The 21,185-nt window shown below is 69.1% G+C and carries 16 protein-coding genes; 9 read left to right on the top strand and 7 right to left on the bottom strand.

The features are described 5' to 3' along the window. Positions 1–20: 20 nt before the first annotated feature. Together NA12_RS30165 and NA12_RS30160 are read right to left on the bottom strand one after the other, a co-directional pair. On the bottom strand, positions 21–1,217 hold the full coding sequence (locus NA12_RS30165) for a Cmx/CmrA family chloramphenicol efflux MFS transporter (protein WP_067459192.1): 1,197 nt from the start codon (positions 1,215–1,217) through the stop codon (positions 21–23). Between the two features lie 82 nt (positions 1,218–1,299). After that, on the bottom strand, positions 1,300–1,872 hold the full coding sequence (locus NA12_RS30160; protein ID WP_067459278.1) for a TetR/AcrR family transcriptional regulator: 573 nt from the start codon (positions 1,870–1,872) through the stop codon (positions 1,300–1,302). 123 nt (positions 1,873–1,995) lie between these two features. Between NA12_RS30160 and NA12_RS30155 the strand changes: the two genes are divergently transcribed. The 3 genes from NA12_RS30155 (at position 1,996) to NA12_RS30145 (ending at position 7,041) form a co-directional block, all read left to right on the top strand. Then, positions 1,996–3,918, top strand: a complete 1,923-nt coding sequence (locus NA12_RS30155) for a hypothetical protein (RefSeq protein ID WP_243655129.1) — start codon at positions 1,996–1,998, stop codon at positions 3,916–3,918. Positions 3,919–3,963: 45 nt separating this feature from the next. Further along, entirely contained in the window at positions 3,964–5,715 is a 1,752-nt protein-coding gene (gene treZ, locus NA12_RS30150) for a malto-oligosyltrehalose trehalohydrolase (protein ID WP_067459189.1), read from the top strand. Positions 5,716–5,790: 75 nt separating this feature from the next. Beyond that, positions 5,791–7,041: a serine hydrolase domain-containing protein gene (locus NA12_RS30145; RefSeq protein ID WP_067459272.1), complete on the top strand. Its 1,251-nt coding sequence runs from the start codon at positions 5,791–5,793 to the stop codon at positions 7,039–7,041. Positions 7,042–7,057: 16 nt separating this feature from the next. Here NA12_RS30145 and ilvA read toward each other — a convergent pair whose 3' ends face one another. Further along, a complete protein-coding gene (gene ilvA / locus NA12_RS30140) occupies positions 7,058–8,410 on the bottom strand; it encodes a threonine ammonia-lyase IlvA (protein WP_067459269.1) in 1,353 nt (450 codons plus the stop codon). Positions 8,411–8,498: 88 nt separating this feature from the next. Next, entirely contained in the window at positions 8,499–8,933 is a 435-nt protein-coding gene (locus tag NA12_RS30135) for a nitroreductase family deazaflavin-dependent oxidoreductase (protein WP_067459187.1), read from the bottom strand. A 96-nt stretch (positions 8,934–9,029) separates the two neighbouring features. Between NA12_RS30135 and NA12_RS30130 the strand changes: the two genes are divergently transcribed. Next, positions 9,030–9,245 (top strand): hypothetical protein, encoded by a 216-nt coding sequence (locus NA12_RS30130; RefSeq protein ID WP_067459184.1) that lies wholly within the window; start codon positions 9,030–9,032, stop codon positions 9,243–9,245. A gap of 12 nt (positions 9,246–9,257) precedes the next feature. On the opposite strand, the gene NA12_RS30125 is transcribed toward NA12_RS30130, so the two are convergent. Further along, entirely contained in the window at positions 9,258–12,017 is a 2,760-nt protein-coding gene (locus tag NA12_RS30125) for an ATP-binding protein (protein ID WP_067459181.1), read from the bottom strand. A gap of 158 nt (positions 12,018–12,175) precedes the next feature. Between NA12_RS30125 and NA12_RS30120 the strand changes: the two genes are divergently transcribed. Next, positions 12,176–12,532, top strand: a complete 357-nt coding sequence (locus NA12_RS30120) for a nuclear transport factor 2 family protein (RefSeq protein WP_084473225.1) — start codon at positions 12,176–12,178, stop codon at positions 12,530–12,532. A 26-nt stretch (positions 12,533–12,558) separates the two neighbouring features. Then, the gene (locus NA12_RS30115; protein ID WP_067459175.1) at positions 12,559–12,978 is read left to right on the top strand and encodes a hypothetical protein; all 420 of its coding nucleotides are present in this window, start codon (positions 12,559–12,561) and stop codon (positions 12,976–12,978) included. 71 nt (positions 12,979–13,049) lie between these two features. Here NA12_RS30115 and treY read toward each other — a convergent pair whose 3' ends face one another. Beyond that, positions 13,050–15,470: a malto-oligosyltrehalose synthase gene (treY, locus tag NA12_RS30110; RefSeq protein WP_243655128.1), complete on the bottom strand. Its 2,421-nt coding sequence runs from the start codon at positions 15,468–15,470 to the stop codon at positions 13,050–13,052. Between the two features lie 15 nt (positions 15,471–15,485). After that, positions 15,486–17,588, bottom strand: coding sequence for a glycogen debranching protein GlgX (gene glgX, locus NA12_RS30105; protein ID WP_067459173.1), 2,103 nt, complete (start codon positions 17,586–17,588; stop codon positions 15,486–15,488). A gap of 251 nt (positions 17,589–17,839) precedes the next feature. Here glgX and NA12_RS30100 point away from each other — a divergent pair, with 251 nt between their 5' ends. The 3 genes from NA12_RS30100 to bioD are packed head-to-tail and all read left to right on the top strand — an operon-like array spanning position 17,840 to position 20,990. Then, positions 17,840–19,132 carry an adenosylmethionine--8-amino-7-oxononanoate transaminase gene (locus tag NA12_RS30100; RefSeq protein ID WP_067459170.1) on the top strand — a complete coding sequence of 431 codons (1,293 nt, stop codon included), beginning with the start codon at positions 17,840–17,842 and terminating at the stop codon, positions 19,130–19,132. Positions 19,133–19,158: 26 nt separating this feature from the next. Continuing rightward, a complete protein-coding gene (locus tag NA12_RS30095) occupies positions 19,159–20,313 on the top strand; it encodes an 8-amino-7-oxononanoate synthase (RefSeq protein ID WP_067459167.1) in 1,155 nt (384 codons plus the stop codon). After that, positions 20,310–20,990, top strand: coding sequence for a dethiobiotin synthase (gene bioD, locus NA12_RS30090; RefSeq protein WP_067459164.1), 681 nt, complete (start codon positions 20,310–20,312; stop codon positions 20,988–20,990). The genes NA12_RS30095 and bioD overlap by 4 nt, the downstream gene beginning before the upstream one ends. Positions 20,991–21,185 lie beyond the last annotated feature (195 nt).

The raw sequence follows: 21,185 nt of genomic DNA, 5'->3' as shown, positions 1-21,185 counted from the left end.
TGGTGTCGACCTCTCCACGTCTATGGGTGGATGAGCGCGGGCATCGGCGGCTCGGAAGTAGCGGCGGCCGTGCGGTTTTCGCGTTCCAGCCGATGGGACAGCCCGACGGTGACGAGCATGGCCAGCCCGAGCCCGGCGCCGATCCAGCCGATCGAGGTGAAGCCGAGTCCGGCGCCGATGGCCAGCCCGCCCAGCCACGGACCGACCGTGATCCCGACGTTGAACGCCGAGTAGTTGGTCGCCGCGGCCAGGGTCGGGGCGCCCTCCGCCAGGGCGAAAACCCGAGTGTTCAAGGCCGGGTTCGTGGCGAAACCGAACGCGCCGAGCAACAGTACGAGCGCGATCATCGGCGCGGGGGAGTGCGCGGTGACAGCGATCGCCGCCGCGGCCACCGTCATCCCGGCGGCCCCGACGTACAGGGTGCGGAACGGGTGCGCGTCGGCGAATCGCCCGCCGACGGTGATCCCGATCAGTCCACCGGCGCCGTACAGCCCGAGCACGACTGGAATCCAGGCGGGTGCGATGCCGGTGGTGTCGGCCAGCATCGCGCCGAGGTAGGCGAAGATGACGAACGCCGCACCCGTCGACAGCGCGGTGGCGCCGTAGGACACCCACAGCCGAGGGTTCGCCATCACTCGCAGTTCGCCACGCAGGGGAGCGACCGTGGCGGGCCGACCGCCCGGAATCTTCGTGAACACCCCGATCATCGACAGCGCGGACAGTCCGGCGACCGCCCAGAAGGCCGCGCGCCAGCCCAGGTGCTGCCCGATCACGGTGCCGGCGGGTACGCCGATGATCGTGGCGAGGGTGAGTCCACCCGCGACGACGCTCATCGCCCGTCCGCGCAACCAGGGTGCCACCAGACTCACCGCGGTCGCCGCCGCCAGCGCCCAGAACCCCGCGTAGACGAAGGCGCTCACCACCCGGGTAGCGAGGATCACCCAGTAGTCACCGCTCAGCGCACCCACGACGTGGGCGGCGACGAAGATCGCGAGGAAGACCAGCAGCGCGTTTCGGCGTGGCCACCGCAGCGTCACCACCGCCAGCAGTGGCGCGCCGACCAGCATGCCCAGCGCGAAGGCCGAGATGAGCAGTCCCGCACGGGGAATGGAGACACCCAGGTCGGCGGCCAGGTCGGGGAGGAGCCCGGCCAGCATCAGTTCGGAGGTGCCCTGGGCGAAGATGGACAGGCCCAGGATGTAGACAGCGGTCGGCATGACAACCTCTCGTATAAAGATTGTTTTAGATCAATCGGTTCAAAATGAAGACATGGCGAGAGCTGTCGTGAGCCATGAGCTCTCAGAGGCAGCGCAGCGCGGTATCGGCGATCGCGGTGAGGGTGACGTGATCGGCGCCGCCGCGCGCCGCGACGCGCATGCCGCTGATCGTGGCGGTCAGGAACTGGGCGAGAGCGCGTGCGTCCCGGTCGGCGGTGAATTCGCCTGCGCGCTGGCCGCTTTCGATAGTCGCCGTGAGCGCGTCGAGACGGCGCGCACCGTCGGCGTTGAGGAGTTCGCGGGCGGCGTCGTCGTGCGGGGCGAGTTCGACGATCGAGTTGACCACCAGGCAACCCGCGGGTTCGGTATCGGGCGCGTCGGCGGTCCGGCGAAGAACCTCGGCGATCCGGTCCCTGGCCGGTGCGTCGCTGTCGAGGAGGTCGAACAGAGGGGCGTTCTTCGTGGTCATGTAGTGGCGCAGGGCGCGATCGAACAGATCGCGCTTGCTCGTGAAGGTGTTGTAGATGCTGCTGCGGCCCAAACCCGTCGCGGCGCAGAGGTCCTGGGTGGAAGTCGCCTCGTAACCGGCGGACCAGAACGCCCGCATGGCGGCGTCCACGGCGTGGTGCTCGTCGAACTCCTTGGGTCTGGCCATGTCGATGACCATAGCAGGTTTTGTACAGATCAGTCCAAAAATGTGCACAGCCGGACCATCGGCGACGCCCCCGGGGTGGGTCGTGATGGCCGCCCCGCGAACGACGAGCTAGCGTCGACAGACGTGACGTCCGTGCCGCTGCTCGACTCGCCACCGCACTCCCGCGACCCGTCGGGGCCGACGCCGACGCCGACGCCGATATCCGGTCGGGTGGTGCTGCTGATCGCGGCGGCGCTGATCGCGGCGCAGCTGGTATTGCGCGGCTGGGTGGCCGCGTCGGGATTCTTCTACTGGGACGATTTCCTGCTGATCGGCCGGGTGAGCAGTCAGCCGGTGCTCTCGACGGAATTGCTGTTCACCAGTCACGACGGGCACGTGATGCCGTTGGCGTTCGTGCTGATTTGGCTGGTCACCGAGGTGGCGCCGTTGAGTTGGCCCGCCGCGGTCGTGGTGCTGACCGGCTTGCAGTTGCTCGCTTCGCTGGCGGTGCTGCGACTGTTGGTCGTGCTGCTCGGGGTCCGCGCCCGCCTGCTCGGCCCCCTGGTGTTCTTCCTGTTCGTCCCGTTGACGGTGCCCGCGTTCGCCTGGTGGTCGGCGGCGGTGAACGCGTTGCCGTTGCAGATCGCGCTGGCCTGGGTGAGCGCGGACGCGGTGCTGCTGGTGCGAACGGGGCGGCGACGGTACGCGGCGTCGGGGGCCGTGGTGTTCGCGGTGGCGTTGATGTTCTTCGAGAAATCGGTGGTCGTCCTGCCGGTCGCCTTCGCGGCGGTGGTGCTGACCGCGTACGTGACGGGTGGTTCTGCGCGGGTGGCCGCTCGGCGTGGGGGCCTGCTGTGGACGGCGGCCGGTGCGGTGTTGCTGGCGTGGTCGGCGTGTTTCCTGTTCGTCATCCAACGTCCGAGGGGACTCTCGGCTCCCGAGCATCCCGGAACCCTGTGGAGCCGTGCGCTGTCCGACGGGCTGGTGCCCGCGCTGTTCGGCGGCCCGTGGCGCTGGGAACGCTGGCAACCGGCCACCCCGTGGGCGGATGCGCCGAGTGTGCTGGCTGTGCTCAGCTGGCTGGCACTGATCCTGTTCGCGGTGTGGACGATGCGCACCCGCCGCCGAGTCGCCGCGATCTGGGTGTGCGCCGCCGGATACGGGGTCCTGACCATCGCGCCGGTCGTCATCCTGCGCGACGGCCCCAGTACCGCGGGTCTGCTTCTGCAGTCGGTGCGCTATTTCGCCGACTTCGCTGTCGTCGCCACCGTGGCGCTCGCGCTGATCGCGCTGGCGCCCCGCCGGGCTCGGTCGAGTTCGATATCGAGATCGAATGCCCATGCGCGCCAACAGGTACCGACGAGCGTGGAATCGACACATACGCGTACCGAAGGCGGATCGGCTGCGATCGAGGCGAGTCGAGCACGGCGGATCGTCGGTATCTCGGCGATCGCCGCGTTCCTCGCCAGCAGCGTGTACTCGACGATCACCTTCACCAGATCATGGGAACCGAGCCCGGCCCGCACCTACGTCAGCGGCGTGCGCGCCGCGCTCCCCGGCGCCGCCGACGCGCCGTTGCTGCCGCAAGAGGTTCCCTGGAATGTCTTGAACCCGTTGGCTTTTCCCGAGAACATGACCGACCGCGTCTTCGCCCCCCTCGCGACGTCGACCACCTTCGCCCACTCGACCCCGCGCCTGCGGATGATCACCGACGACGGCGCCATCGTCGACGCGCGGGTCTGGTGGAACCGGGCCATCGTCGAGGGCCCCGAACCCCGCTGCGGATACCGCGTGCCCGGCACCGCGGGCGCCAACCTCCCACTCGACGGACCCATGCAGATCCGCGACTGGACCGCCCAGGTGAACTACAACGCCGCACGAGACGGCCGGATCGCCCTGTCCTTCGAAGGCGAGACCGAGACGATCGCCGACGTGCGCGCGGGCCTGAACACCGTGTACATCCGGCTGCTCGGCGGTGGTGACACGCTGCGGATCAGGTCGCTGGAGGAGGGTCAGTCGCTGTGCGTCGGCGCCGGGCCGGTCGGGGTAGCCGCCTACGAGCGGTGAATCGTTGATCGAGCGGACCGGCGCGGGGCATGCGATGCTGGGCCGATGAGGCAGTTTCGGGTGTGGGCGCCGGCGGCGGCAGCGGTGCGACTGCAACTGGACGGGGTCGAGCACCCGATGCGAAGAAACGGTGGCGGCAACTGGTCGGTCCGCGTCGATGCAGGTCAGGGTGCCCGCTACGGCTTCCTGATCGACGACGATCCGACGGTCCTGCCCGACCCGCGCTCGGCCCGCCAACCCGATGGCGTGCACGAAACCTCCGCCGTCCACGATCTCGACCAGGCGGTGTGGACCGACCGGAACTGGACCGGCAGGACCCTGGCCGGCTCGGTGTTCTACGAACTCCACCTCGGCACATTCACTCCCGACGGTACTTTCGACGCGGCGATCGAGCGCCTCGACCATCTGGTGACACTGGGCGTCACCACCGTCGAACTCATGCCGGTGAACGCCTTCGACGGCACCCACAACTGGGGCTACGACGGCGTCGGATGGTACGCGGTCCAGGAGAGCTACGGCGGTCCCGACGGCCTGCAGCGCTTCGTCGACGCCTGCCACGCCCGAGGTCTGGCGGTCTGCCTCGACGTGGTCTACAACCACCTCGGCCCGTGCGGCAACTACCTGCCGCGCTTCGGCCCGTACCTCACCGAGGGCCGCAACACCTGGGGTCGCAGCCTCAACCTCGACGGTCCCGGTTCTGACGCGGTCCGCGCCTACATCATCGACAACGCCCTGCGCTGGTTGCGCGAATTCCATCTCGACGCGCTGCGCATCGACGCCGTCCACGCGCTCGTCGACCGTACCGCCACCCACCTGCTCGACGAGCTCGCCGTCGAAACCACGGCGTTGGCAGCACATCTGGGCCGACCGCTCAGCTTGATCGCGGAGAGCGACCTCAACGACCCTCGGCTGATCACCCCGCGCGCGGCGGGCGGCTACGGGCTCACCGGGCAGTGGAACGACGACCTGCACCACGCCGTGCACACTGCCGTTTCCGGTGAAAGACAGGGCTACTACGCCGATTTCGGCTCGCTGTCCTGCCTCGCACAGACCCTCACCCACGGCTTCTTCCACGCCGGGACCTATTCCAGCTTTCGCGGCCGCACCCACGGCGTGCCGCTGCGTCGCGATCTGCTGCCCGGCAGCGCGCTGCTCGGGTACACCTGCAATCACGATCAGATCGGCAATCGCGCGATCGGTGATCGACCCAGCGCCTACCTCACCCCCGGTCAGCTCGCGGTGAAGGCGGCGCTGGTGCTGCTCTCGGCGAGTACGCCGATGCTCTTCATGGGGGAGGAGTGGGGCGCGCGCACCCCGTTCCAGTTCTTCACCTCCCACACCGACCCGGTCGTCGCCGCGGCCACCGCCACCGGCCGTCGCGCCGAGTTCGCCGAGCACGGCTGGTCGGGCGACGAGGTGCCCGACCCACAGGACCCGGCCACCTTCACCCGCTCCAAGCTCGACTGGACCGAGGTCGGTCGCGAACCGCACGCCCGGTTGCTCGCCTGCTACCGCGGCCTGCTCGCCCTGCGCAGGTCACGGCCCGAATTCGCCGATCCCTGGCTGGAACGGGTGTGGGCCGACTACGACGAGGCGCGACGCTGGTTCATCCTGCGGCGTGGCCGAATCTCGGTGGTGTGCAACCTCGCCGAGGACGAAGTGGTGATCCCGGTGCACGGTCGGGTGCTGCTGGCCTGGTCACCGGCTACCGAAAGCGGTGCGGGAATACTGATTTCGGGTCACAGTTTCGCCGTACTGGAGGAGGGTGACGGCGCGGGGACCGTGGTCACCGAGTGATGACGCCCGGCCACGGGTCGGCCACAGTCCGAAAATCGGCGTTGCCGAAGAGGCATAACGCCGTATAGTTGCATGATGAGCAACGACGCTTACGGGCAGGACAGCACTGCCCTCCCGGCCGGAGTCGGGGGCTACGCCCCGGCCGGGTTCGGTCCACTGGTGCGCGCTTTCGCCGCCTTGATCGGCCACCGCCGCGACGCGGGTGGGGCACTGGCGATCTATCGGCACGGTGAACCGCTCGCCCACTTCTGGACCGGTAGCGCGGGCGACCGACCATGGAACGCCGATACCGGCGCGATCGTGTTCTCCGCGACCAAGGGCGTCACCGCCACCGTCATCCACCGGCTCGCCGATCGCGGACTGATCGACTACCAGGCCCCGGTCGCCGAATACTGGCCGCGTTTCGCCGCGCGCGGCAAGGGCGCGATCACCGTCGCCGACGTGCTCACCCACCGGTCGGGCCTGTCGTCGCTGTCCTCGGTCGCGGGCACCGCCGCGGAGGCACTCGATCACGAGTTGATGGAGGACCGGCTGGCGCTGGCCGCCCCGGACCGCCACCTCGGCACCCCCACCTATCACGCCCTGACCTACGGTTGGCTGCTCGCGGGCCTGGCCAGGGCTGTGACCGGCCGGAACATGAGCGAGTTGATCCGCACCGAGGTCACCGATCCGCTCGGGATCGACGGCATCCACCTCGGGCGGCCCGCCGCTGACTCGTCGACCGAATACGCTCGGCTGTCCGGGGCGCACTTGAGTTTCGCCGCGCATCCGATCGGCGCCGGTCTGCTCGCGAATGTCGGTTTCCGGCTGCCCGGCCCGCTCGGTGCGGCCGCCCGTTGCCTGTTCGTGCCCGGTCTGGACGGCATTCTCGACGGTGACGCCCCGCCGATCCTGAACACCGAGATGCCCGCGGGCAACGGTGTCGCGACGGCCGCCGGGCTGGCGAAGATGTATGCCGCGCTGGCCGACGGTTTCACCGTCGACGGCACGCCGTACCTGCGGCCGAGCACGCACGCCGCGATCCGCCGGGTGCAGAGCTACCGGCTCGACCACGCGCTGTTCTACCTGCCGATGATGTGGCACCTGGGTTACCACTCGATGCCCGTTCCCGGTGCGCGGTCCGCCTTCGGTCATATCGGACTCGGCGGTTCGTTCGGCTGGGTCGACCCGCAGTCGGGCCTGTCGGTGGCCTACGTCCACAACCGCCTCGACCAGATCCTGCTGCCCTACGACCAGCTCGCCCTGGGTTGGCTGCTACCGCTGGTCGTGTCGGGCGCGCGCACGGGTCGCCCGTCCGGACGTCGTGAGGACCGCGCGGCGGCCTGACCACCGCGCGGTGGACCTACGTCAGATAGCGGTAGGCGGGAGAGCCCGGCTCCAGGCGTTCGGCCTGGATCGGGGACTCCTCGATGCGGTGCATGAGCGAGGCGAGATTGTCGGTGGCGCCGAGCTCGATACCGACCAGCGCGGCCCCGGTATCCCGGTTGTTGCGCTTGACGTACTCGAACATGGTGATGTCGTCGTCGGGGCCGAGGACATCGTCGAGGAAGCGGCGCAGCGCACCGGGCTCCTGTGGGAAGTCGACCAGGAAATAGTGCTTGAGTCCGCGATGTACCAGTGACCGTTCGATGATCTCGCCGTAGCGCGAGACGTCGTTGTTGCCGCCCGAGATCAGTACCACCACCGTGCTGTCGGGCTCGATGTCGATCTCGGCCAAGGCGGCGGTGGCCAGCGCGCCCGCGGGTTCGGCGATGATGCCCTCGTTCTGGTAGAGATCGAGCATCGCGGTGCAGATGGCGCCCTCGTCGACCAGCATCACCCGGAAAGCCGGTGTTCCGGTAGTGGATTCGGGCGTGGTGAGCAGGGGCAGCGAGGCGTGCGAGACCATCCGGCCGCCGAACGAGGCCGCCGCTCGGTAGGGCAGTTCGCCGATCCGGCGCACAGCGGCGCCGTCGACGAACGGGTCGATCTCGGGCAGCGTCACCGGTGCGCCCGCGACCAGCGCGGCGGTCAGCGAGGCCGCGCCCGCGGGTTCGACCGCGAGCAGACCGGTGCGCGGGGCGCGTTCACGCAGGTAGGTGCCGATGCCCGCCAGGCAGCCGCCGCCGCCCGCCGGGACGACCACCAGGTCGGGTGCGGCCCCGAGCTGCTCGAGGAACTCCGCGGCGATGGTCCCCTGACCGGCGGCGGTGCGCGTGTCGTCGAACGGCGGCACCATCGTGGCGCAGGTGCGGGCCACATCGTCGGCCGCGGCCGCGGCCGCGGCGTCGTAGGTCTCGCCGACGGCGATCAGCTCGACGAACTCGCCGCCGTGCACGCGGATGCGGTCGCGCTTCTGCTTGGGGGTGGTGGTGGGCACGTAGATGCGCCCGCGCACACCCATCGCCCGGCAGGCGAACGCCACGCCCTGCGCGTGGTTGCCCGCGCTGGCGGCGACCACGCCCGCCGCGCGCTCGCCGGCGGTGAGCTGCACCATCAGGTTGTAGGCGCCGCGAAGTTTGTAGGAGCGGACCGCGGTCAGGTCCTCGCGCTTGAGGTACACCTGGGCCCCGGTGCTCGCCGACAGTCGCGCGCTGTACTGCAGCGGTGTCGGCTCGATGATGTCGGAAATTCGCTTGGCGGCGGCGTCGATCTCGTCCGCGGTGAGCGGCGGACGGGTTACGGGCACTTCGGCGACGTCAGCGATGTTGGACACCTCGACAATGCTACCGAGGCTCCTCCCGCCCTCGTTCAGCGGAACCACCCGCCGGGGCAGTCCCGGCGGGTGGCTCCGACCTGCGGGTTCAGCGTGGGGTGAGGACGAAGACCGGAATCACGCGGTCGGTCTTCTTCGTGTACTCCTCGTAGTCGGGCCACGCGGCGACCGCGCGTTCCCACCACCGCGCGCGCTCGTCGCCGGAAACCTCGCGTGCGGTGTAATCCTTGCTGGTGGTGCCGTCGCGCAGTTCGACGTGCGGATGTGCCTTGATGTTGTGGTACCAGACAGGGTTCTTCGGCGCCCCGCCCAGTGACGCCACGACGGCGTACTCGCCGTCGTGCTCGACCCGCATCAGCGGCGTCTTGCGCAGCTTGCCGGTCTTGGCGCCCTTGGTGGTGAGCAGGATGACGGGCTTGCCCTGCATCGAGGTGCCCTCGGCGCCGCCGGAGTTCTCGTAGGTCTCGGCCTGTTCGCGTGCCCAGTCCGATGTGCTCGGTGCGTACTCTCCTGTGAGTGGCATGACCGCATAACGAACCCACGCTCTGTGATGTTCCCGATAGGGTCACTCGAATAAGTTCGGTGGACCGAACTTCGATGTGCGCCTATCCTGGTCTGCATGGCAGTGCTCACCTCAACGGCAGCGCCCGCGACCGTCGACATCGCGGGCAGCGCGTGGCCGATCTACAAGCTCGAGGCGCTCGTCGCCGCGCTCGTGGTGGCCGCGCTGTTGCTGCTGATCATCGGGTCGCCGCAGGTCGCGGTACTGGCCGGAGCCGCGGTCGCCACCGTTCGCTGGACCATCGGCGCCGCCCGCGCCGCCTCGCGCAGCTGATCCGGCGCGCCTTCATTCCCTCAGATCCAGCGTGCTCAACTCACCGCGCGACAGCACACCGAGCTTCGGATACGCCTTGTACAGGTGATGGCCGACGGTGCGATGGCTCAGGAACAGTCGCGCCGCGATCTCCCGATTCGATAATCCTCGCGCCGCCAGCCGCACGATGTGTGCTTCCTGCGGGGTGAGCAGGCTCAGTGGACCGTCGCTCGCGCGTGCCCCGGTTCCGATACCGAGCGCACCCAGTTCGGAGCGGGCGCGTTCGCTCCACGGTGCCGCGCCGAGCCGATCGAACAGCGCCGTCGCCTGCTCGAGCTGGGCCCGCGCGTCGGTCTTGCGCTTGTCGCGGCGCAGCCACTCGCCGTACAGCAACCGCGTGCGAGCTTCGTCGAACGGTCGGTTGGCGGCGAGCGCGGCCACGAAGTGTTGTTCGGCATCCGGGCCCTCGGCCAGCAACGCGCGGCCACGGGCGGCCAGCGCCGCGATCCACGCCTGCTCGGCCCGTTGCGACCAGGCAGTGAGCCGAGACAGCGCCTCGGTCGCGCGGTCGGTGGCGCCGAGCCGAACCGATATCTCGATCTGATCCGGGAGGGTGCGCAGTCCGATCACCTGGTGGCGCGCCGGTTCGATCGTCATCCGCGCGAGTTCGGTGCCCGCCTGCTCCAGCTTGCCTTCACCGAGGGCCAGCAGCGCCACGGCCGCGTGCGCCCAGGACGCACCGACCGCGCCCGACCCGCCGAATTCCTCGGCCACCGCACGATCGGCATGATCGTGACAGAGTGCCGAATCACCTTGTAGCGCGGCGAGATATGCCAGAAAGGCGTGGATCTGGCTCACCCACTGCGCCTGCCCGATATCGCCTGCGATGCGCAACCCCTCCTCGGCCGCGATCCGGCTCGCCCTCGGTCGCCCACCGAACAGCAGCCCCTCGGACCGGAAGAACAACAGCGGCGCCAGCGATCCGATCCGCCCCTGCTCCCGGCATTGCGTGATCAACTCGTCGGCCAACTCCTCGACCTGCCGGTCCTGTCCGACGACCAAACCGCTGCCACACAGTTGCACGAGGTCGGCCGGGTTGTCCGTTCCGCCCGCGCGCGCGGCGGCCGCCGCGTCCCGCAGGTCGATGCTTCGCCTGCCCGCCACCGAGTCGGTCAGATACCGCGCGATCGGCGTCGTGGGATCTTCCTCCACCAGCCGCAGCGTCGCCAGGACGGTGGCCACCTCGTCGACTTCATCGGGTCCGAGATACCACGCGGTGTGGACGGCCTCGGTCAGGATCCGGGCAGCCCCGCGGTGATCGGACTCGCGCATCGCGACGGCCGCCGACATCAGCCGTCGATAGGCGGAACCCGGCTTGCCGCCGGCGAATTCGGCCCGCGCTCGCACCAGGTCCAGCCGGAGTTCGAGCCCGCTCTCGCCGCTGCCGCGGAGTCGGATATCACCGATCAGGGCCGCGGCTCGCTCGGCGAGCTGTTCCGCTCGGTCGGTGAGGCCCGCTTCGATCGCGGTCTCGGCGGCGAGGACGAGTCTGCGCGCTCGGGCGTTCGTGTCGACGCCGGCGTTCGTGTGGATGTCGGCGGTTGCGTGAATGCCGGCAGTTGCGTGGATGCTCAGCGCCGCCGAGCGTTCGTAGGCTGCCACGGCGGCGTGGAGGCCGTGGCGGTGCCGGGCACGGTCGGCCGTTCGTTCCAGTTCGGTCGCGATGTCTTCGTCGGGACCTGTTGCGGCACTGGCGCGATGCCAGGCGCGCAGGTCGGCGGAGTCGGCACCGGTCAGCGCCTCGGCGAGGGCGTGATGAGCCGCGAGGCGGTCGGTGAGCGCGGCGCCCTGGTACACCGCGGACCGCATCAGCGGATGGCGCCAGGTCAGCACCCGGCCGTCGGTGCCGATCATGCCCGCGTCCTGCGCGGGTTGCAGATCCCGCAGCGACGCGTCGAGAAGCGCCGCGGCCCGCAGTATCGGCGCCAGGTCCGCTGTACCGGCCGCCGCCGCGACCAGGAGCGCGGTCCGCGTCGGCGCGGGCAGGCGGGTGACCCGGCCGTGGAAGGCCACCTGCAACCGCTGCGTCAACGGCAGCGGATTCGCGTCGTCGGCGCCGTTCTCGCCGACTGCGGCCGGAAGTTCCAGCAGGGCAAGGGGATTGCCGCGCGACTCGGCGAGCAGGCGATAGCGTGTCGCCGGTGTCAACCGGGTCGTACCGGCGTCGAGCAGGGCCGCCGCCGCCTCGGGACCCAACCCCGGCAGCGCGAGTTCCGCCAGCCCCGGCGCGGGAAAGTCCCGCGGACCGGAACGGGTCGCGAACAGCATCACCACCCCCTCGGCATCGAGCCTACGGGCCGCGAACAGCAGCGCTTCGCCGGTGGCTCGGTCGAGCCAGTGCGCGTCATCGATCAGGCACAGCAGCGGTCCCCGCGCCGCCTCCTCCGCGAGCAGGGTCAGCACCGCGAGACCGATCAACATCCGGTCGTCGGCCACGCCGTCGCCCAGTCCGAACGCGGCCTCCAGTGCGTCACGCTGGCGCGAGGGCAGGTGCTGTACCAACGCCATGCCGGGCCGGACCAGCAGATGGAGTGCCGCGAAGGGCAATTCGGCCTCGGACTCGATTCCGGCACTGCGCACCGTCGGAATACCTTGCGCCGCCGCGTAATCCAGCAGCGCGGTTTTCCCGATCCCGGCCTCGCCGCGCAGTACCAGGGCACCGCTGCGGCCCGCGCGCGCCCCACTGAGCAGGTCGTCGATCCTGGCCTGTTCGGTTTCGCGTCCGCGCAGCATGGGCTCCACCGTATCGCCGTGCCGACATCGCCAGTAGTCGCCAGGGGCAAAGTACCTATAGATGACTGATTCGACCGACCCCGCTCGCGCCATAACGTTGGAGTCATCGCAGGAACAACCCGCGAAACGCCAGCTCACAGCCTATTTCGGAGGTCGAAATGAACACCGTCGTCGCACAGTACCTGGAAGCGTGGAACACCCGCGAGCCCGCCGCCCGTCGCTCCGCCGTCGCCCGTCTGTTCACCCCGGGTGCCCGCTACGTCGACCCACTGGTCGCGGTCACCGGCCACGCCGAACTCGAGGCCGCCATCGCCGGTGTCCAGGCCCAGTTCCCCGACTGGACATTCTCTCTGGCCGGCCCCGTCGACGCCCACCACGACCAGGTCCGGTTCACCTGGGGTCTCGGCCCCGCCGACGCCCCCGCCGTCGTGATCGGCTTCGACGTCGCCGTGCTCACCGACGGCCGCATCGACAGCGTCTACGGCTTCCTCGACCAGGTCCCCGCCACCACCTAACCCTGTCGCAGCCAAGGAGATTCACCATGACCACCACCGTCCCGTCCCGCCTGTCCGCGTTGTTCGCCACCGGCGAGGACCTGCTGCGGCTGTCGCTACGCCTCGACGCGGTCGTCACCACCGTCAACGGCCTGGCATACCTCGCGTTGGCGCGACCACTCGAACGGCTGCTCGGTCTCGACACCGGCGTCGGCCTCGTCATCGGGGCTTTCCTCACCGTCTACGGACTGGCCGTCGCGGTCGTCGCCCGATCCGCGCCGATCAACCGGACTGCGGCATCGGCGGTGGCGGTGGGCAACACCGCATGGGTGGTAGCCAGTCTCGTGGCACTGTGCACCGGTGCACTCGGTCTCACGACGGTGGGCGCGGTATGGGCGGTGATGCAGTCGGTGACCGTCGGTGGATTCGCCGCGCTGCAGTATCTGGGACTGCGGCGTAGTCGCTGAGCCGGACACGAGGGACCGCCGCGCACAATGTCGGTCCCTCGCCGGTGGCCCACCCCGCGGGGTGTGTGCTGTCAGCGCACCAGCAGCGCGACAGGGAGCCGGGCGAACAGTTTGTCCACTCGCGCATTACCGGCGAACGTGTTTCCGGTGAGTCGATCGGTCCAATTGCCCTGCGGCAGTGGCAACGTGGTGTCGAGCCAGCCCGTCGAGCCGAGCCCGACCGAATACCGGGTCGCCGCCACGATCACCTCCGGCGCCTCTCCCGCGGGTCCCCGCCCATAGGCGATGAACCGATGCGCGTGCTCGCCGATGGCATAGAGCGGACGGTACATCCCACCGACGAAGCACTCCGGTCGCTCCCGGCGCAGCCACAGCGCGTAGGCGACCACCCACATCTTCGCCGCCCCGGTGGTATCCAAAGTTGGTGTGTCGGTGAGTGACTGGAGCATCCCCACCCGGGTTGCGAAGTTCACCGGCCGCCGGTTGTCGGGGTCGACGAGGGAGTCCTCCCACAGCTCGGTGCCCTGATAGATATCGGGAATCCCGGGCGCGCCCAGCTGCAAGAGCTTCTGCGCCACCGCATCCGACCACGCGTGGGGCGCGAGCTCATGGGCCAGATCGCCGATACCGGTACCGACCGGGCCGTCGATCACCGCGTCGAGCCAGCCGTGCACCGCCGCTTCGAACGACGCGTCGGGCTCCTCCCACGACGTCTTCGTGCCTGCCTCGCGAATCGACTTCTCCGCGAACATGTGCAGTCGATCCCGCAGTCCCGGCACCGACGACGCCGGTCGGCCGTCGGCGGGCCACACCCCGAACATGTTCTGCAACAGGAACAACGCGGTGGCACCGTCGGGCGCCGGGGTCGTCTCCAGCCAGCCGCGAACCCGCTGCGACCAGACATCGGCGACCTGCGACAGCACGCCGATCCGGGCGCGCACATCCTCCCCGCGCTTGGTGTCGTGGGTCGAGATCGTCGTCATGGTCGCGGGCCAGCGCTGCGCGCGCTCACTGTTGGACAGGTGGAAGTCGTTGACGGAGTGGCCGAATCGCGCGGGATTACCGCCCACCTCCTGGAGCGATACCAGGCGCGCGCCCTGATAGAACATGGTGTCCTCGACCGACTTGGCGGTGATCGCCCCGCACACCTGCGAGAACCGGGTCGCCGCTTCGCCACCCACCGACAGCGCGGTCACCAGGACCGACAGCGGCGCCGTCAGTTCGGCGTTGCGCTTCTCCACCTCCGCCACGACCGCGGCCGTCATCCCGGCCAGCGGCGCGTAGTCCACCCGGTACACCGGCATGAAAGCCAGCACCTCGATGGTCGCGTTGCTCACCGCGAGAGTGTCGAAACTCCCCGCGTTGCCGTCGCGTTTGATCGCGGCGACCAATCGCCGGATCTCCGGCGCCAGAATGGTTTCGGCGACGGCCCGCTTGATCCGATGCTCGGTCTCGCCGAACCAGGCACGGTCGCTGCCGTGCCCTGCGACATGCTGGGACAGTTCGGTCAGCGTCGTCTCGCCCGCCGGATCGATCAGCACCCCGCCGAGATCGGCCAGCGCGTCGTAGCCGGTGGTGCCGTCGACCGGCAGCGTCGCGTCCAACGGCTCGCGATTGGCGAGGATCTTCTCGACGAGCAGGAGCCGCTGGGGTCCGATCAGCCTGCGCAGCCGGGTCAGATACGCGCTCGGATAGGACAAACCGTCGGGATGGTCGACGCGCACACCGTCGATCAGATCGTGTTCGCACCAGGCCGCCAGCTCCCGGTGCGTCGCCTCGAACACCTCCGGGTCTTCCTGCCGGATCGCGGCCAGACTGTTCACGGCGAAGAATCGTCGATACGTGCACACGCCGGCTTTCCAGCTCACCAACCGGTAGTGCTGGCGGTCGTGGATGCGCAGCGCGTTGTCGCCGTCGGTGCCCGCCGCGATCGGGAATCGCAGATCGTGCAGGGCCAGCATCGGTTCCGCGCCGGACCGGTCGACGGTCAGCGCCGCCGGGTCGTTCTCGTTCTGCAGGACGGGCAGCGCCAGCCGCCCGCCCGCGCCGTTGCCCGAGCTCCAGTCGATGTCGAAGTACTTGGCGTACTGGGACTTCTGGCCGTTGCGCAGCACATCCCACCACCAGCGATTCTGCCGTGGATCGGCGACACCGACATGATTGGGCACCAGGTCGACGATCAATCCCATTCCCCGGCTTCGCACTTCGTCCGAGAGCGCTTTGAGGCCACTCGGCCCGCCGAGCGCGGTCGAGACGGTGGTGGGGTCGGTGACGTCGTACCCGTGCGTCGATCCGTGCGTCGCGGTCAGGATCGGCGACAGATACAGGTGTGAGATGCCCAGCTGCTGCAGGTATTCGGCGATGGCGCGGGCATCGGCGAAGGTGAGCGCGTCGGGGCGCAACTGCAACCGGTAGGTGCTGCGCACCGTGCTCACCCGGACGGGCGCGCGATGCAGCAGGGTCTGTGGGTCGGTCACATAGGTCTCGGTCATCGTCTCGCTCGGCGGCTAGGCGGTTCGGCGCAATACGAGCAGGCAGCGACCGGCTACCGGCAGCGTCGCCGCCGCGGCGTGCTCCGCGTCGGCCGCGCCGGTCGGGGTCGAACAATCGAGGGCGAGCGCCCATCGCGCACCGAACTCCGGTCCGGGCAGGACGAAATCGATCGCTTCGTCGTGCGCGTTGAAGCACAGCAGGAACGAGTCGTCGGTGATGCGCTCACCTCGTGGGCCGGGTTCGGCGATGCCGTCGCCGTCGAGGAGTACGGCCAGTGACTTGCCGAAGCCACTGTCCCAGTCGTCGTTGGTCATCTCGCCGCCGGCGGGTGTGAACCAGGCGATCTCGCGGCGGTGCCCCTGATCGTCGCTCGGACCGGCGGCGAGGAAACGCCTGCGCCGGAAGATCGGATGCGCGGTGCGCAAGGCGATCACCGTCCGGGTGAATTCGAGCAGGTCGGCATTGGCCCGCGCCAGTGACCAGTCCATCCATGCCAGTGGCGAATCCTGGCAGTACACATTGTTGTTGCCCAGCTGCGTGCGCCCGATCTCGTCGCCATGGGCGAGCATCGGCGTGCCCTGACTCAGGATCAGCGTGGCCAGCAGATTGCGTTGCTGACGGGCCCGCAGCGCGAGCACCCGAGGATCGTCGGTCTCGCCCTCGACCCCACAGTTCCACGACCGGTTGTGGCTTTCGCCGTCCCGATTGCCCTCGCCGTTGGCATCGTTGCGTTTCTCGTTGTAGGACACCAGGTCTCGCAGCGTGAAACCGTCGTGCGCGGTGACGAAGTTGATGCTGGCGCCGGGCCGACGCCCCGTCGACTCGTACAGATCCGACGACCCGGTGAGCCGGGAGGCGAACTCACCCAGCGTCGCGGGCTCCCCACGCCAGTAGTCCCGGACGGTATCGCGGTATTTGCCGTTCCATTCGGTCCACAGGCTGGGGAAATTACCGACCTGGTAGCCGCCTTCGCCGACGTCCCACGGTTCGGCGATGAGCTTGACCTGGCTCACCACCGGATCCTGGTGCACCAGATCGAAGAACGCGGAAAGCCGGTCCACATCGTGCAATTCGCGTGCCAGCGTCGCCGCGAGGTCGAACCGGAAGCCGTCGACGTGCATATCCAGAATCCAGTACCGCAGCGAATCCATGATCAGTTGCAGGGTGTGCGGATGCCGGACATTGAGGCTGTTGCCGGTGCCGGTGTAGTCGCGGTAGTGCTCGGGGGTGGTCTCGTCGAGCCGGTAGTAGGCGGCGTTGTCGATCCCGCGCAGGCTCAGTATCGGTCCGTTGTGGTTGCCTTCGCCGGTGTGGTTGTAGACGACGTCGAGAATCACCTCGATGCCCTCGGCGTGCATCGCGCGCACCATCGCCTTGAACTCCGCGACCGCGCCGTCGCCGCGTGGTCGGGCCGAATACTGGTTGTGCGGCGCGAGATAGCCGATGCTGTTGTAGCCCCAGTAGTTTCGCAATCCCTGATCGGTGAGCACGTGGTCGTGGAAGAACTGGTGCACCGGCATGAGCTCGATCGCGGTGACGCCCAACGACTTCAGATGGCCGAGGATCGCCGGATGCGCCAAACCCGCGTAGGTGCCGCGCAGGTCCTCGGGAATATCGGGGTGCGTCATCGTCAGACCCTTGACGTGCGCTTCGTAGATCACCGTCTCGTGGTAGGGCCGGTTCGGCGGCCGGTCGGGCCCCCAGTCGAAGAACGGGTTGATCACCACACCGGTCATCGTGTTGCCCAGCGAATCCAGCCCGTAGGTGTAGAGCGAGGGATCGTTGACGAACTCGCCGTCGAACGCCTTCCCGTACGGGTCGAGCAGCAGTTTGCTGGGATCGCAACGTAATCCGAGTTCCGGATCGTACGGTCCGTGGATGCGAAAGCCGTAGCGCTGCCCCGGCGTGATCGAGGGTAGATAGGCGTGCCAGACATATCCGTCGACCTCGTCGAGGTCGACGCGGGTCTCGGAGCCGTCCTTGGCGATCAGGCACAGCTCGACCGCGGTGGCGACTTCGGAGAACACCGAGAAGTTGGTGCCCGCGCCATCGTAGGTCGCGCCGAGCGGGTACGCGGTGCCCGGCCATACCTCGGGTCGGTCGTTCGGGCTCGACATGCTACGACAGTAATGGAACCCCGGGCTCCGCCGCGCACGATGTGACCGGCCGCTCGCCGACCCCGCTCAGCACGATGTGGTCGCGAGCAACCGTCGTGCGGTCGTGGGCTTCGCGAGCCCGGCCCATCCGGCGAAGATCCGCCGCCGTGGAAATGCGGGCGGACCGGGTGGCGTAGCCGACGTCAAGTGATAACTTGAACAGCGTTCAAGGCTGTCTCGTCGGCGGCCCCTGGCGATGACTGAGGAAACCCGTGGACCTGACCCCTGAGCAGATCACCGCCCTCGATGCCGAACACGTCTGGCATCCCTACGGCGGATTCCCCGCGACCACGCGGCCGCTGGTCGTGGCGAGTGCGGCGGGAACGCGACTCGCTCTCGCGGACGGTCGTGAACTCGTCGACGGGATGAGCTCGTGGTGGGCGGCCGTCCACGGCTATCGCCATCCAGTCCTCGACGCCGCTCTGCTCGCGCAATCCCAGCGTATGAGTCACGTGATGTTCGGCGGGCTCACCCACGAACCGGCCGCCCGGCTGACCCGATTGCTGGTCGAACTCACGCCCGACGGTCTCGACAAGGTCTTCCTGTGTGACTCCGGCTCGGTATCGGTCGAGGTCGCGACCAAGATGTGCCTGCAGTACTGGCGCGGCGTCGGGCGCCCGGCGAAGAACCGGTTGCTCACCTGGCGTGGGGGATACCACGGCGACACCTTCACCCCGATGAGCGTGTGCGACCCCGACGGCGGCATGCATTCGCTGTGGACCGACGTTCTCACCGAGCAGGTATTCGTCCCCGCGCCGCCGCGAGAGTTCGAACTCGATTACGTCGCCGAACTCGAACGCGCGGTGGCCGCCCATCGCGACGAATTGGCCGCGGTGATCGTCGAGCCGGTCGTGCAGGGTGCGGGCGGCATGCGCTGGCATGATCCGCGCTACCTCACCGAACTGCGCCGGATCTGCGACGACAACGAGGTCCTGCTCGTCTTCGACGAGATCGCCACCGGATTCGGCCGCACCGGCGAGCTGTTCGCGGCCGACCACGCGGGCGTCGCGCCGGACGTGATGTGTGTCGGCAAAGCGCTGACCGGCGGCTATCTCACCTTGGCCGCGGCGTTGTGCACCACGCGGATCGCCGAGACCATCAGCGCGGCGCACGGTGGGCTGATGCACGGGCCGACCTTCATGGGCAATCCACTGGCCTGCGCCGTCGCGGTCGCCTCGATCGAATTGCTCCGCTCGCGGGACTGGCGAGGCGAGGTGGCCAGGATCGAGTCGCAGTTGCGGGCCGGCCTCACACCGTTGGCCGCGCTGCCCGGCGTCGCCGACGTCCGGGTGCTCGGCGCGATCGGCGTCGTCGAACTCGAAGCGCCCGTCGATATGCGCGCCGCCACCGATGCCGCCGTCGACGCGGGCGCCTGGTTGCGCCCATTCCGCAACCTCGTCTACACGATGCCCCCGTTCATCAGCACCAGCGCCGACATCGCCACCATCACCGAGGCTGTGGGCGCGGCGGTGAAGGCCTCGATCGCGGGAGGCCGACCATCCTGAACGGTGTTCAAGTATGCTGCTCAACTGTGAGTACGGATCCGTTGAGCTGGTTGGACGAGCGTGCGGCCGAACGGGTCGACGCCGGGCTACGCAGGCAGCTGCGCGAGCGAGTGTCCGAGTCGTCCGCGATCGACCTCGCCTCCAACGACTACCTGGGCCTGCACCGGCACCCTGAGGTCGTCGAGGGCGCGATCGACGCGGTGCGTCGCTGGGGGACGGGCTCCACGGGCTCGCGCCTGGTCACCGGAACGACCACCGAGCACGCGCTCCTGGAACTCGAATTGGCCGAATTCGTCGGCGCCGAAACAGGATTGGTCTTCGCCACCGGGTATGCCGCCAACCTCGGCGTGGTCACCGCGCTGGCCGGACGCGGCACCCTCGTGGTCTCCGACGCGGGCTCGCACGCCTCCCTGGTCGACGCGTGCAGGCTCTCGCGCGCCAGGGTCGCCATCGCGGCGCACCGCGATGTCGCCGCGATCGAACGACTGCTCGCCGAACGCGCCGAAGAGCGCGCGGTGGTGCTGACCGATTCGGTGTTCAGCGCCGACGGCGATCTCGCGCCGCTGGCCGAGCTGCATCGCGTCACCCGCGCGAACGGCGCCGTCCTGATCGTCGACGAAGCTCACGGACTCGGGGTCCGCGGCGAAGGTGGACGCGGGCTCGTGCACGAACTCGGCTTGGCCGGCGAGCCGGACCTCGTGATCACCGCGACCCTGTCGAAGGCCTTCGCCGCCCAAGGCGGCGTTGTCCTGGGCGATGCCAGAATCCGCGCGCATCTGATCGATGCCGCGCGCACCTTCATCTTCGACACCGGCCTCGCGCCCGCCGCGGTCGGTGCGGCCCGTGCCGCCCTGTCGCTGCTGCGTCGCGACCCGTCGATGGCCGCCCGCGTCCTCGACCGGGCCGCCGACATCGCCCGGATCGCCGGGGTCGCCGAACCGGATTCCGCGGTGGTCTCCGTCGTCCTCGGTGAAGCCCAAGTGGCGTTCGATGCCGCCCAAGCGTGCCGTGCCCGTGGCCTCGACGTCGGCTGCTTCCGCCCGCCCTCGGTCCCCGCGGGTACTTCACGGCTGCGTCTCACCGCGCGCGCCGACCTCACCGCGACCGAACTCGAAACGATCGCCGAGGTCCTCGGTGACGTTCTCGCGACGGCTCGCGGCAAGGAATCGGTGACGGCATGACCATCCTGCTGATCAGTGGTACGTCGACCGATGTCGGCAAGACCGTGGTCACCGCGGCCCTGGCCGCCGCCGCGCGGGCCGCGGGCCGCACCGTCGCCGTCTGCAAACCCGCCCAGACCGGCATCGCCCCCGGCGAACCCGGCGACCTCGCCGAGATCACGCGCCTGACCGGGGTGACCCGCACCCTCGAGCTCGTCCGCTACCCCGAGCCGCTGGCCCCCGACACCGCCGCACGCCGCGCGGACATGCCACTGCTGACCCTGGGCGACACCATCGCCGCCGTCGAATCGCTCGCCGATGCCGACCTGGTGCTGGTCGAAGGCGCGGGCGGACTGCTGGTGCGGATCGGCGAATTCACCCTCCTCGACCTCGCCCAGAAGATCGGCGCACCGGTGCTGGTCGTCGCCGCGGCGGGACTGGGCACCCTCAACCACAGCGAGCTCACCACCCGCACCCTCGCCGCGGCGGGCGTCCCCTGCGCCGGCCTGGTCATCGGCTCCTGGCCGACCGATCCCGACCTCGCTTCCCGGTGCAATCGCGATGACCTTCCGCGCGTCACCGAGACCCCCGTGGTCGGCGTGATCCCGGCAGGCGCGGGGCAGTGGGACCGGCACCGTTTCACCGCGGCCGCACCGAGCTGGTTCACCACCGGCCCGTTGCTTGGAAACCGCCCTTGACCAGTCGATTTGACTTAGTGTTGGTCGGCACGTAACTTTATTCGAGTCAGAGCGACACGGACACCGACTCAGCCCCTGGTTGAGACACGAGGTAGGACGATGAGCGCCTGACTGACTGCGTGTTCGGAGGAACTCGGTACGGATTTGCTTCCGACCGGTTGCCTGAGCTAAGTTTGAACCCTTGCCTCACTGAAT

The sequence above is a fragment of the Nocardia alba NBRC 108234 genome (genome assembly GCF_001612665.1).
Lineage (GTDB): Bacteria > Actinomycetota > Actinomycetes > Mycobacteriales > Mycobacteriaceae > Nocardia > Nocardia alba.
This window is presented reverse-complemented; position numbering and strand designations above follow the sequence as displayed.

What these genes read in the sequence shown, in the direction of transcription:
- NA12_RS30165 (WP_067459192.1), bottom strand. Translation starts at nt 1,217, where the DNA reads ATGCCGACCGCTGTCTACATCCTGGGCCTGTCCATCTTCGCCCAGGGC.
- treY (WP_243655128.1), bottom strand. Translation starts at nt 15,470, where the DNA reads ATGACCGAGACCTATGTGACCGACCCACAGACCCTGCTGCATCGCGCG.
- NA12_RS30130 (WP_067459184.1), top strand. Translation starts at nt 9,030, where the DNA reads ATGGCAGTGCTCACCTCAACGGCAGCGCCCGCGACCGTCGACATCGCG.
- bioD (WP_067459164.1), top strand. Translation starts at nt 20,310, where the DNA reads ATGACCATCCTGCTGATCAGTGGTACGTCGACCGATGTCGGCAAGACC.
- NA12_RS30115 (WP_067459175.1), top strand. Translation starts at nt 12,559, where the DNA reads ATGACCACCACCGTCCCGTCCCGCCTGTCCGCGTTGTTCGCCACCGGC.
- NA12_RS30145 (WP_067459272.1), top strand. Translation starts at nt 5,791, where the DNA reads ATGAGCAACGACGCTTACGGGCAGGACAGCACTGCCCTCCCGGCCGGA.
- glgX (WP_067459173.1), bottom strand. Translation starts at nt 17,588, where the DNA reads ATGTCGAGCCCGAACGACCGACCCGAGGTATGGCCGGGCACCGCGTAC.
- NA12_RS30125 (WP_067459181.1), bottom strand. Translation starts at nt 12,017, where the DNA reads ATGCTGCGCGGACGCGAAACCGAACAGGCCAGGATCGACGACCTGCTC.
- treZ (WP_067459189.1), top strand. Translation starts at nt 3,964, where the DNA reads ATGAGGCAGTTTCGGGTGTGGGCGCCGGCGGCGGCAGCGGTGCGACTG.
- NA12_RS30120 (WP_084473225.1), top strand. Translation starts at nt 12,176, where the DNA reads ATGAACACCGTCGTCGCACAGTACCTGGAAGCGTGGAACACCCGCGAG.
- NA12_RS30160 (WP_067459278.1), bottom strand. Translation starts at nt 1,872, where the DNA reads ATGGCCAGACCCAAGGAGTTCGACGAGCACCACGCCGTGGACGCCGCC.
- NA12_RS30135 (WP_067459187.1), bottom strand. Translation starts at nt 8,933, where the DNA reads ATGCCACTCACAGGAGAGTACGCACCGAGCACATCGGACTGGGCACGC.